General features: G+C 32.6%; 11 protein-coding genes and 1 pseudogene. 1 reads left to right on the top strand and 11 read right to left on the bottom strand.

Translation table 11 applies throughout. The features are described from left to right. Nucleotides 1-228 precede the first annotated feature (228 nt). The 9 genes from GFJ99_RS12660 to GFJ99_RS12620 form a co-directional block, all read right to left on the bottom strand. Nucleotides 229-627 carry a hypothetical protein gene (locus tag GFJ99_RS12660; protein WP_153209327.1) on the bottom strand — a complete coding sequence of 133 codons (399 nt, stop codon included), beginning with the start codon at nucleotides 625-627 and terminating at the stop codon, nucleotides 229-231. A gap of 2 nt (nucleotides 628-629) precedes the next feature. Then, nucleotides 630-1,694 (bottom strand): hypothetical protein, encoded by a 1,065-nt coding sequence (locus GFJ99_RS12655; protein WP_153209325.1) that lies wholly within the window; start codon nucleotides 1,692-1,694, stop codon nucleotides 630-632. Between the two features lie 105 nt (nucleotides 1,695-1,799). Beyond that, nucleotides 1,800-2,036 (bottom strand): type II toxin-antitoxin system HicA family toxin, encoded by a 237-nt coding sequence (locus GFJ99_RS12650; RefSeq protein ID WP_153209323.1) that lies wholly within the window; start codon nucleotides 2,034-2,036, stop codon nucleotides 1,800-1,802. A gap of 1 nt (nucleotide 2,037) precedes the next feature. Further along, entirely contained in the window at nucleotides 2,038-2,439 is a 402-nt protein-coding gene (locus GFJ99_RS12645) for a hypothetical protein (RefSeq protein WP_153209321.1), read from the bottom strand. Nucleotides 2,440-2,552: 113 nt separating this feature from the next. Further along, nucleotides 2,553-3,464: a hypothetical protein gene (locus GFJ99_RS12640; protein ID WP_153209319.1), complete on the bottom strand. Its 912-nt coding sequence runs from the start codon at nucleotides 3,462-3,464 to the stop codon at nucleotides 2,553-2,555. Then, nucleotides 3,457-4,368, bottom strand: a complete 912-nt coding sequence (locus GFJ99_RS12635) for a tyrosine-type recombinase/integrase (protein ID WP_153209316.1) — start codon at nucleotides 4,366-4,368, stop codon at nucleotides 3,457-3,459. The genes GFJ99_RS12640 and GFJ99_RS12635 overlap by 8 nt, the downstream gene beginning before the upstream one ends. A 105-nt stretch (nucleotides 4,369-4,473) precedes the next feature. Further along, a complete protein-coding gene (locus GFJ99_RS12630) occupies nucleotides 4,474-6,093 on the bottom strand; it encodes a hypothetical protein (protein WP_153209314.1) in 1,620 nt (539 codons plus the stop codon). Between the two features lie 544 nt (nucleotides 6,094-6,637). Further along, a complete protein-coding gene (locus GFJ99_RS12625) occupies nucleotides 6,638-7,213 on the bottom strand; it encodes a tyrosine-type recombinase/integrase (RefSeq protein WP_238990108.1) in 576 nt (191 codons plus the stop codon). A 229-nt stretch (nucleotides 7,214-7,442) separates the two neighbouring features. Further along, entirely contained in the window at nucleotides 7,443-7,586 is a 144-nt protein-coding gene (locus tag GFJ99_RS12620; protein WP_153209312.1) for a hypothetical protein, read from the bottom strand. A gap of 700 nt (nucleotides 7,587-8,286) precedes the next feature. On the opposite strand from GFJ99_RS12620, the gene GFJ99_RS12615 reads away from it, so the two are divergent. Continuing rightward, entirely contained in the window at nucleotides 8,287-9,900 is a 1,614-nt protein-coding gene (locus tag GFJ99_RS12615) for a hypothetical protein (protein ID WP_153209310.1), read from the top strand. Nucleotides 9,901-10,183: 283 nt separating this feature from the next. Here the strand turns inward: GFJ99_RS12615 and GFJ99_RS12610 are convergent, their stop codons facing one another. After that, nucleotides 10,184-10,546, bottom strand: coding sequence for a hypothetical protein (locus tag GFJ99_RS12610; protein ID WP_153209308.1), 363 nt, complete (start codon nucleotides 10,544-10,546; stop codon nucleotides 10,184-10,186). 178 nt (nucleotides 10,547-10,724) lie between these two features. After that, nucleotides 10,725-11,711, bottom strand: a pseudogene (locus GFJ99_RS12605) (RHS repeat-associated core domain-containing protein); the annotation flags it as partial. Nucleotides 11,712-11,721 lie beyond the last annotated feature (10 nt).

The following is an 11,721-nucleotide window of genomic DNA, read 5'->3' as shown; positions in this document are numbered from 1 at the left end:
TAGGGTAAAAATACTAAAATTTATTTACAAAAAGCCATCACTAAATCTGCAACACAAGGTTTACCATTTCATCATTTGCTTCGATTTAAACCCATTAAAAAGCAAAAAAGGATAAACTATATAGCTTATCCTTTTTGCAATTATTTTTAATTGATTATCTCAAGTGCCACGCGAAAGGATTCGCGCGGGAGCGGTGGGGGGTCATCACTAAGTTTGAAATATTACTCATTACCTTTTGTTTTTAAAATAGATATTTAACGCATCTTTTTCTCTTTCTATAAGTTGATTATAATGTTCTTCATCAAAACATAGTTCTTTATATCCGAAAATCATGTAAATATCATCATCTATACTTTTGTTAAAAATATTAAAATTCCAATTCTCTGGAACATTGTTGTCAATTATGAGAAATAATTCATTAGGGAACCAATAAGGTTTGTTATTAATATCAATCAAATAATATAAATATTTCGTGTCTTTGTATAACAACATTCCTATAACATTATAAACTTCATTTAGCTTCAATCCGTGTCCACCAAAATTATAATCAAAATTATTTGAAGTTATAGTATTTACTTCTTCCAAATTGAAATTAGTAGCCTTTGTTTCAATACATTTAATTTTCATATTTATTCAATTATTTTAAAATCATCTACAGCTTCCAAAATTCCATTAACCCATTTTCCCGTATAATGAATTTCAACTCCACCGTTATTCCATGACATTTTCTTCCATCCTTCAGTAGCTGGCCATCTGCTATCCGTCATCCCTTTTCTTAACCTAGGGAAATTACCCATTGATGGATTACCCATTATTTCCCTTAATGCGAGTTCTTCTGTCAAATTTATTGGATTAATTCTGCTTACTCCAGCTTTTGCAGTTGAACCTAAACCTAGGGGAACCAACTTATTCAGTGATTGCTCAGTTACTTCTTCTACAACTTCTGTTGCAGCTTTCTTCTTCAAATAAGTTTTTCCAGCTCCAATAATTTCATCACCAACACCACCAGTACCAATTGCTACAACTAATTCGGCAGCCAAACCAGTTGCATCAGCTTCAATTAACTTTTTTTGGCTATTACTATTAAAATCTATCCAACCATGAAATGTTGGTGCATTCATCATCTCCATGCCATCAAAACCAAAAGCTTGAGGTATGAACGTTGTAAACATATTACCAATGCTTGTTCCAAAAACAGAAGTTACATTTGCAACTTTTTTTCCTGAATCAACAGTAGGCTTAACAACATACTCGTTTGCAGCATTTGCAAATGAGCCAGCAAACTCTTTTATTTTTAAAGATAAAGGTTTCTCGCCAACTATAATAGCTTCATTTCCTTGAATTCCTGATGCCATATTAGAATGCCATGCTTCGCCATCTGCTTCATAACTATTTCCATTATTTGGGTCATTGTATATTTCTCCTGAAGTTGTTGGCGGATGTGAGGGTTCAAGACCTTCCAACTCAATCATATCAATTAACCTATTTCCACTAAATTGGTAAGGGCTATACCAAGGATATTTTGCTTCAAGCGGGTCAGTTGCAAAAAACCTACCCACCCTTGGGTCGTGCATTCTAAACGTATAGTTTAGGGAGTTTCCTCTTCCTTTCAACTCATTATCCATTTCTTGTCCTTGGAAGCCGTATCTGTAATCCCTTGAAGGGTCTACGTAAGAGCGTCCTGGCACGAGCATTCCGAAAGGATAGCTACTTATATGCTATTTCATTCGGGTTTTATTTGTAAGAACGTAATGCGAATATAACAAAAAAACCACCTAGATTACTAAGTGGTTTGTGAATTATTTTTTATCAATCCAGTTATAAAGATATTCTAAATCATATCCCATAGTTTCTAAATTTGTCTTTAGATGCATGGCTGGAATTTCTTTGTCTTTAGGTCTAAAAGTAACAGTTCTAAAACAATTAGGACATTTCCAGTGTTCGTGAGATGTTCCATTATGTCTTTTTTGAGAACAACCATGCTCTTTTAAAAACCTAATCCAATCTTTAGTTTTAACAGGTCTATTATTTCCCAATTTAAGCCGCTTCTAATTCTGTTGAAGTTTTTTTAACTTCAGTAGGGAAGTCAAAATTTTGTAATACTCCATTTTCGTCAACAAAAGCAGAAGAAAATTGTTTTCTAAACAGCTTGTCACTATGCCAACCCATTTTTTTCAATTCTGTAATTCTTTGCTCTGGTTTTAGAGAAAATAAATCTTTACAAAATAAGTTTAAATTGTATTGTAAATCACTTTGAGCTTCTTCTTCTGTTTTACCATAGCCACTAGTGTTTAATGCTGGAACAATGCTTACCCAATACTCACCAGATTTACCAGTAAATAAATTAAAATGTCCTTTAATTCCATGTGGTTTTAAAGTCAATTTCTCCCTCTTGATTTGCTTACTAAGAGCAGTCATTTTAAAAGTTGAATCAGACATAAGTTTAAATTGTGTTTCTTGTAAAACGGGTACAAATTAAATAAAATTTAATTGAACCACAACATTAATTTAGTTAAAATTAATCTAATTGCTTTAATAATCAAAGCTTTTAACTAATTATAAATAGCAAAATCTAAGCCAAACCTCTCCATTGGGTGATTATATTTCAATTTCATTTTTAGGTCATCGATACTTTTAAAATCATATCGCTGTACACTGGTTACATATCGATAACCACCCAAATATTGCGCTTGCCTCAATCCCAATTCCTTCACCCAAATTGCCATTCTTGATTGTTTGAATTGCTTAAAATCTTTCACGTAATGAAATTCACGTTTTAATCGTTTCATTAATCTAGCCAATGCACCATCTAGCCCAGTAGCATCACCACAACTAAAAAACAAACGATTGGTATTGATTTTATATTCCTGTTCTAGCTTTGGTCTTACATCGTACAAGTATTGTGATAGGTGCAATATTTGTTTTGGGTTGAGGTTAATGTAACGCTCGTTTGTGGTATTACTTTGGCTTACATACAATCTACATTCCTCTAGCTTTAAATGTTCCAATTGAATTGTGGTTACTTCGTTTCTGCTCAATCCAAGAAAAAGCATCATACCTAAAATACACCTATCTCGCTTTTGCACTAGTGTATTAGAGGTGGTTTCCCTGTAAATCATATCTAAAAATTCTTCATCGAGTAATTGGGTTGGTGTTTTACGTTCGTTCTTTGCCAAATGCACCAATAAAGCGGGATTACTTTTCATTTCAATAGCTTGATTAAAATGTGTTATTACCGTTTTATACGTTCGTATGTTTCCATTTGTATCGCCTTTTAATCTTCGATACGCTAAAAAGTCATACGTTTGATTTAGCGACATGTTCTTGGGTTGGATTTGGTTTGTTATCAACCAATCCAAATAGCCATTTATACACGTCTTATAGCCTTTAAATGTAGTTGTTGTATATCCTAATTCGTTAACGATATAGTTTTTAAACTTTTTTATTAATTTGTTTTTATCCATAGTATTCGGTTTTTAAATGGGTGTAAATCATGGTGCTATCTAGGGTCTTATGTCCTAGGAATTTTGCCACATCTTCAATTGTCATGTAGCGATGTAAATGAGTGGCTATCGAATGCCTAAGAATATGACATGTTATCGTTTTACCGATGTTTATCTTTTGGCTCAGCTTCTCCATTACTTTGGCTAGTGTGCTATTGCTCATTTTTGTGCCTCGTTCCGTAATTAGAAAACTGGTTAACTCGCTATTGACATCCAACATAACATTTCTGACATTGAATAAATACTCTTCGATATTGCGTTGAACGGCTTTACTCATTGGTACATCTCTAGCGTGTTTTGTTTTGGATTTCTCAATATGAATACGTCCTTTGTTAAGGTCGATTTCGCTTATTTCCAGTTGAAGCACTTCTTTTCTTCGTAATCCACAACCATACAACAAACTAAGTATTGCTTTATCACGTATTCCTAACATGCTATTATCACAGGTATTGAATAGCGTTTCAACTTCTTCTTCCAAAAGTATTTCTTTGGGTAGTTTCTCGCTGTTATCGATTCTGATTTGGATTCCGCTTTGACCTTGACCAATTTCGTGTTCTTGACTCATTACAAACTCGATAAATCGCAAAATGGATTCCCGATGTTTTAGTAAATACGCTGGCGACATGGTGCCGTCTTTTGTTTGAAGTGGTCGGTTTTTCAAATAATCGAAATACTCGCTTACTAACTTTTGATTTATTTGGTTTAGGTTACCGATTCCTTTTTGTTCCAAATAATGCAAAAACTCTTTAACCGAATTGGGTTTGCTATACACTTGGGTTTCTGATGTACCTTGTATTTGAAGCCTCATTTTAAAATGTTCCAATGCTTCTATAAATGCTATGTTATGTAATTCTAATTTTTTCATATCGCTATATACATTTTTTTAAGTTTCTCATTTTTTGACCTCAGACCAATAATAACAAGGCTTTGGAGCGTGAGAAACTTGTGGGTTACTTGTGAGAAACTAACTTTACAAACTAAGAATCTCATTTTTAAAATCTTCAAACTGTTGGGCGGTATCGGTGCCATCGCTCCAATTGATTACTTGGTACATGTAGCCGTCCTTTTTATTTCCGCCTGTACGTTCCAATTTCCCATAATCATAAAGCGTACCTATATGCCTTGCAAAACTGGACGGGCTTACCTTCAACTTGGCTCGCATTTCTTTTACTGAGAAATCCGTTTGCTTGTGGTTTTCAGAATTATCTTTTATTAGTTCTTTTTTGATTCTAACCAAGGTAGTAGCTAAATTGAATGGCAATTCCTTTTCTTCTTTAAACCAAACTTCCCGAAACAATTCCAAGGCTTGCATCATGTGATTGGCTTGTACTTCAATCTGATAGGCTCCATCGGTATTAGTCATTGTTACTTGCTTTTGATGTAATAAAGTAATTAGGTTGGTTATTCTCAAAAATTGGGTTATTAGCTTGCTATCGTTATTCAAAAATTTAGAAACGTTCACTTGCTCCAAATATGGATTTACTACTTTGATGTTTTTTATGTCCCGAAATAACGCTTGTAATTGTCTTTGTGCTACTTGGATGTTGTTTTCATCCAAAAGTCCCGCAAATCGCTTTATTTGATTAGTTACAATCGTTTTTTTAATCTCGTTTGGATTGCACAATAGCAATGCGAGTACCGTATCGCTTTTTAGTAAATCATGGTAACCACTAGCGGTGGAGCTGATAAAACTCAGATTGCCATTCACCGATTTATTGCTTGCCCTGTATGTACCTTGTTCGGTGTTCTCCGTTACCAATCTATTAACCCCGCCTTGCAAAATCAATTCTGTTAGTGCTGTGTTCTTTTTGCCAAGTGTATCGATGCTAGGCAATAACAAGACTTTGTTTTTCCAATAGTTTTCCGATGGAGCGTAATACATAACATTATCACTTATTGAAGTTTTATAACGATTTACTTCCATTGGTAGCACGCTGGCAAAACTTCTGATTATCTCGCTTGAAATCTCGCTATTTCCTTGTAAAATGCAATGCATGACATTGTTTTGTTTACTACTTAGAGCTACTAGAAATAATTGTAATCCTGTTTTGCCGCATGGCATGCCTGCACTTGTTAAAAGCTCTTGTACTTCGTTTAGTAGCTTATCACTATTTAGAAGTTCTTTTAACTTTTTTTGTTCTTGGTTGCTCGTTGTTATCGTTGGTATTTCTTCTGTATAGGTTCGTTTATCCTTGCGATATGTTTCCAAACGTTCCACCAAATCAAATACGAAATCTGCTATTGTGGTGCTATCGATTTTTAGCTTAATACTGGCTTGTTTTATAAAGTGTTGTAAATTGTTTTCGTTGTACAAATCCACATTGTTTCTATAAACATCCTGTATGCTCATTTGTGGTCGTCTTGCGATTTTCAACATCACTTGAAATCGAGTTAAAACCAATGTGTTAACACCACCAATAATCTCAGCTTCTAAATTTCCTGATTGATATTTTAAAAAATCGGGGTTTGAAATATCCATTCCGTAGCTATTGAGCTTCGGGTCTTCCAGTTTTATTGTAGTTGCTGGGTCAAACGGAATGCGGATAAAATCATTGGTAACTGCTATATCTTTTATATCTTTGCTTTTCATTATTTTGCTTATTTAATTACTAAAAGGTTCTTAGCCCAGTTTGCCGACTGGGCTTTTTTATGCTTAAAATTAGACATGACAATCCCTATTCGGATATTGCACCGAACTCGTAATCTGAAATTTAATTGTGATTTTTGCAGTTGAATTACTTAGCTCTGTAATCAACTTATTTTGAAACTTAAACCTCGCTATAGCTAATAGTGTAGTGATAAATTTCGTTTTTCTTGGATTTCCTTTTACAAATATACAGGCTAAAAACCAGACAAAAAAATGGGCAAAAATGCACTTTTATTGAATTTTCAGTCAATTTTTTTCGTTTTTTGTAACTTTTCCGTAAGTTATTAAAAATCAATATTTTAAAAATATCTGAATTGTTTAATTTGGTTATTTTTTTCATTTCTTGAATAATCTGCAAAAAACCATTAAAAATGACCTGAATTTTTATGAATAATTTTTTGGCTTATTTTCTAAAAACATCTGTAACGTACTCAAATTAAATAATTTACTATAATTGCAACCTGTTTTTGTAAAAATTGTGTGCCGTTTAGAGACTCAAATACAGGTTGCTAATCTCCGTTTCACGAATTCCTAAGTAAATTTTGGTTGTTGATACGCTCGCATGATTGAACAATTGAGATAATAACAACAACGCTTGGTCACTATATTTATTCACTTCCCAAATTCTGCGACCTAGTGTTTTACGCATAAAGTGGCTCGAATACTGTCCTTTTATCTTGTAAGTAGTAAATATATCTTTTAGCTTACTATTCACGTATTGGATTGAAAATGGTTTATCCCCGAAGCGGTTCACGAACATTAAATCATTTTCTTTGGCTCCTAGTTGAATAAACAAACGATTAAGAATTGTTTTCAACTCAGGGTTAATAGTTACTTTACGTGTTTTCTTGGTTTTCTTCTCGGTGATGGTAAAATAATCTTCACCTATAACTTGATTCCAACGTAATTGTAACAAATCTGAAATTCTAAGTCCAATGTATGAACCTGTCGCAATCAATAGCGCAAATTTCAATTCACCATCACGCTCCAATTTTAAAACTAGCGATTGCATCTTTTCCCACTCTAAAAAATCACTCGTTGTTTTTTGTCCTTTTAATGCCATAATTTTACGATTTTAGTTTCACTTTTATTAGTTTTCTACCCTTAGTGAAAGTGGTTGTTTTACCAACCTTTGCGAACCCTTGATTTTACTGGGTTTTTTCTTCAACCTTCACTTCTTTGAAATAGTGAAACAAATGTCCAGGTCTTTTTTCACATATCCTAGAAAAATCCTGGATTTCCTGGGCTTGCGAGGTTTTTGATTGTTTTTAGGCATAAAAAAAAACGAAGCGTTAACTTCGTTCTTTTCGTTGAAACATTTTTGATAATTCCAACATTTCTTTATTGTTGAAATTAGCGACTTTAAAAACAATTGGTTTTGTTGGTTGTGTGCGAAGCACCCTTTTTAATTGTTTGAGTGTTATTGTAATTTTCATATTTCTGTATTTACTAATAAATATCTCGAATTTTGATTTCTAAATTTTTAGCTCAGAATTTTTGAACGCATTTATTCGCCTATTAATATCTAAGTCGGAACCTTCCAGTTGAGGTGGATAACTGAAAATGAATATTTCCCATTTTTTGAATTCGTTTACAGGGGGGAAGGGCTGTATTTTACCACAGGGGCGAATAATTAATATTTATAGCATTAGCGCTTTGCGTGCTAATAACTGCGCTATAGGAACCAATAAATATTGAAAAAAAGAGCTTTATTGAATATTTTGGTGCGATATGGTATTTTATATGTTATTTGAAATTATATAATTCAATTTAGTGTTTAATTACTATTAATTATTTCTTATAATTTCAATCTTTCTACTCATATATGTTACTTAAATAATAGTAATAATAACACTATGTAATGCTAATAAAATAAGGTAATACAGAAGTATTATAAATAATATAGTATGCACTATTTGCGCTATTCCAAAACCAACAAATAAAAGTTTTCAAAAAATAGTTGTCCAAAGTACTTGACTGTTTTCAGATTTGTTAGTATAATTAATAATATGAGAGAAAACTCATTAAAAAATCCTTGGTTGCTGGGGAGTAATTACCCCAGCTTCTCTTACCGAGTGTAGGAGCCAAAAAAAATAATCATCCACACGTTGGGTGAAGAGAATAAGAGAATATCAAATGAATCTTAAAAAAGAGTACTTATCGCTTACAGGCGATACAGAGGATTTACAAATCCTTCACAATGACGAACAACTAGCAGAATTAGCCTTAATTTTCCCAAATGTTAATTCAATCCTGATTCCGAAAAAATCGGAAACCAATCTAAGAAAATACGTTTCTAAAGCACAATTGAAAGAAATTAACACCGATATTAACATAGCGGTTGAAAAATGTCTTTTGGTGCTATCCAACTTAGCCAGTACTTACTATACTGAAGACCGTTGGAAGCGTCTGAGTTCTGAGATATTACACGAACAAACAAAAAACAAAGACAATACCTTCATTTATAAGAAAATTATAGAGGTATTGAAAACTGGCACTTCAACTGGTGCAATGCTTGAAGTTGATGAGAGTTATTCGAAAGGTGGATATTCTAAGAGCTACAGAATACCTAACAGCTATTTAAAGCCAGGTTTAACAGAGTATTTTGTCAAAGACAGCGGAATTATTCAAAACAGAAATAAAATTTATTACAGGCTAATAAATGAAGCTCAGGAAAATCCAATCTGTCACAATCTAATGAAGTTATACCAACGAATCGAATTACCTACATCTAATGAATTGCTGATAATTGGTAAAAAATTTGTAAAAGAACGTTACACTACTAAAAAAGGTAAAATCTTAACTATGCGTAATAAACATGATAATAGTTATTGGATTGATGCTGATAACAGGAGTTTTGTAGAAGACAACATCAAAATGTTTGAATATCTTACCAATAGAGGCTTTATGATTCCAAGTGTTGGCGACCATAAAAGCGGTGGGCGTGTCGTTGACTCTTTTACGTTGATGCCAGCTTGGATTCGTAATGAAATTACAGTTGGTGGCAAAAAGCTAGTAGAATGCGATTTTAAAGCGTTACATCCAAATATAGCAATGCACTTGTACAATGGCAAACACGAATTTTTAAAGCATGAAGAAATTGCGAAAACAACTGGTATTGACCTAAAAGACATTAAAATCGAGCATTTGAGCTTTTTTAATAAGGATTGGAACGGGATGATGGTATCACCGTTATTCGCTTATTATTCAAAACATGAACCTGACATGCTTGCAAGGATTTACAACGATAAAAAGGAGCATGGTTACAAAATCACTTCAAAGAAAATGTTTAAGCTCGAAGTTGAAATAATGAGCGATGTTATTAGGCACCTAAACATGCTTGGTATTTTTGTTCTGTATGTTTATGATGCGTTGTTATGTGAGGAAAAAGACAAAACTTTGGTAATTGAAACCATGAACCGAATTATTTTGGAGCATGGTGTCAAAACAAATGTAAAAACCGAAACGAGCGCAGAAGTTGAAGTTGAATGCGCTATTGCAAATCACGATAATGGTGTGGAAACGATTGCCAATGACAACGATACCAAACGAATGACAATTAAAGAATATTTCAAACGATTTGAAATTAAATTCGGAAGCTACATAACGGAATCCAGTTTAGACTTACATAAAAGTGTGTTATCCGAATTCTACACTTATATCGATGAAATTCCCGAAGAACATAAAAAGAATTGTTTTGTTGAGACTTGTATCGATGGGGTTTTTGGAAAACAAAATCTTTTCACATAAAAAGAATCCTAACTTTATGAGTTAGGATTTTTTGTTTGTATTTATCAGATTCGCTCCCATGCAACCACGTTACAAAATACCTCATCATAAATCGATTCGCCATCACTAAATCTGCAACACAAGGTTTACCATTTCATCATTTTCTTCGATTTAAAACCATTAAAAAGCAAAAAAGGATAAACTATATAGCTTATCCTATTTACAGTTATTTTTAAATTTAAATGATTATCAATTAGTTAGTATTTTGATTGTGTGGCATCACTAAGTTTGAAGCATTACCACATTACCGATTATTTGACTTATATTTTTCATTTGATTTCTCAATAATCTCTATGATTTCAGAATTTTTGTAAGTCAATTTATTTGAAATTGTCAATTTGTATTCTTTATTTTTGCCATATAATTGAAAATAAAAATATTCCTTTTTATTTTCATTATATAACATACAATTATAATGAGGTCCGTCATCTCTATTGTTGATTTTATCGGAAATACTGCTTTTTTTTATACTATTAATTACTTTTATTAATGTATGTTTATCTTCTATTATCCACAAGGAATCGCTTTCTATTTGACTTTCAATTTTTATTACTTTTAACTTGTTAAAATCTTGAATTTTTAAATTAGTCAAGTCTTTATATGTCAAATAAGTTTTTATTGATAAATAAGAAAAAAAACAAACTGCTATTATTATCAAAAAGACAAAGCTTTTTTTTGATAATAAATTTGGTTTTGCCTTTTTTATTGTAATTAACAATGCTATTAAAATAAATAGCCCAATAAGGTTGTTAAATAGATGACTGTTCATAAATATATATTAGTTACTAATCTATTTCTTTTAATTTAATTTCATCTTCTGTCAAATGCTCTGTATTTATAGTAGTATTTGTTGTGCTAACAGAATAACTTGCTACTTTTGAGGGTGGTGAAACACTTACTCCAACACCTGTATAAGAATGTGCATCAATATAATTACCTCCTAAATTTACACCTAACTCTGGCACTAATACATTTGCGTTAAAAGTTGTTTCAACACCTTCTAAATCATATAGGTGCAATTCTTTTCCATAAGTCTTATTATAAAATGCATTTATATTAATCCCGTCCAAACTGAAAATTGATGGAGTATTTGTGGCTTCCGCACCCAAACTAAAACCAAATCCACCCCCATCATTAGCATGAAATAACGAAGCACTATAAGTTAGCCTCATGGTGAAGGGATTTTTAAATTTCATTAAAGCCTTAAAATCAATAACATTTACACTTCCTTGTATACTTATTTCACCAGCATCTGGTACAAGTTCTGTAGCCATCAGTTTTAGTTCTTTAGCTAATTGAGTAGTTTTTGGTTTAGTTTCTTTAAAAGGCAACCATTGTCCATTTTCCTCATAGAAGTGTTTAGTGTCATACATATTATCATTTGTTGCGTAGTCTTGCTCTAAAATTAAGTATGTTCTATCTTTTCCAGTTTTATTATCTTTTTCTCTTGAAGTATAAAAAATCAAATCCTTTCTATTAGGGTATTTAAGTTTAGGTTGACGTTTCCAATCTTTTCTTTGTTTTGTAGGCTCTAAGCCCTCTAACTCAATCATGTCAATGACTCTGTTTCCGCTAAATGAATAAGGTGTGTACCAAGGGTATTCTTTTTCAAGCGGGTCAGTTGCAAAAAACCTACCCACCCTTGGGTCGTGCATTCTAAACGTATAGTTCAGCGAATTTCCTTCTCCTTTTAGCTCATCATCTTTTTCTTGTCCTTGGAAGCCGTAGCGGTAGCTATTGCTGCAGCCATGGCGGTTAGGCACGAGCATACCGAAAGGATAG

The organism is Flavobacterium sp. LMO6 (assembly GCF_009495795.1).
Lineage (GTDB): Bacteria > Bacteroidota > Bacteroidia > Flavobacteriales > Flavobacteriaceae > Flavobacterium.
This window is presented reverse-complemented; position numbering and strand designations above follow the sequence as displayed.

Excerpts from the sequence above, each read along its gene's own strand:
- GFJ99_RS12660 (WP_153209327.1), bottom strand. The coding sequence starts at position 627 with ATGAAAATTAAATGTATTGAAACAAAGGCTACTAATTTCAATTTGGAA.
- GFJ99_RS12640 (WP_153209319.1), bottom strand. The coding sequence starts at position 3,464 with ATGGATAAAAACAAATTAATAAAAAAGTTTAAAAACTATATCGTTAAC.
- GFJ99_RS12635 (WP_153209316.1), bottom strand. The coding sequence starts at position 4,368 with ATGAAAAAATTAGAATTACATAACATAGCATTTATAGAAGCATTGGAA.
- GFJ99_RS12645 (WP_153209321.1), bottom strand. The coding sequence starts at position 2,439 with ATGTCTGATTCAACTTTTAAAATGACTGCTCTTAGTAAGCAAATCAAG.
- GFJ99_RS12625 (WP_238990108.1), bottom strand. The coding sequence starts at position 7,213 with ATGGCATTAAAAGGACAAAAAACAACGAGTGATTTTTTAGAGTGGGAA.
- GFJ99_RS12620 (WP_153209312.1), bottom strand. The coding sequence starts at position 7,586 with ATGAAAATTACAATAACACTCAAACAATTAAAAAGGGTGCTTCGCACA.
- GFJ99_RS12615 (WP_153209310.1), top strand. The coding sequence starts at position 8,287 with ATGAATCTTAAAAAAGAGTACTTATCGCTTACAGGCGATACAGAGGAT.
- GFJ99_RS12630 (WP_153209314.1), bottom strand. The coding sequence starts at position 6,093 with ATGAAAAGCAAAGATATAAAAGATATAGCAGTTACCAATGATTTTATC.
- GFJ99_RS12655 (WP_153209325.1), bottom strand. The coding sequence starts at position 1,694 with ATGCTCGTGCCAGGACGCTCTTACGTAGACCCTTCAAGGGATTACAGA.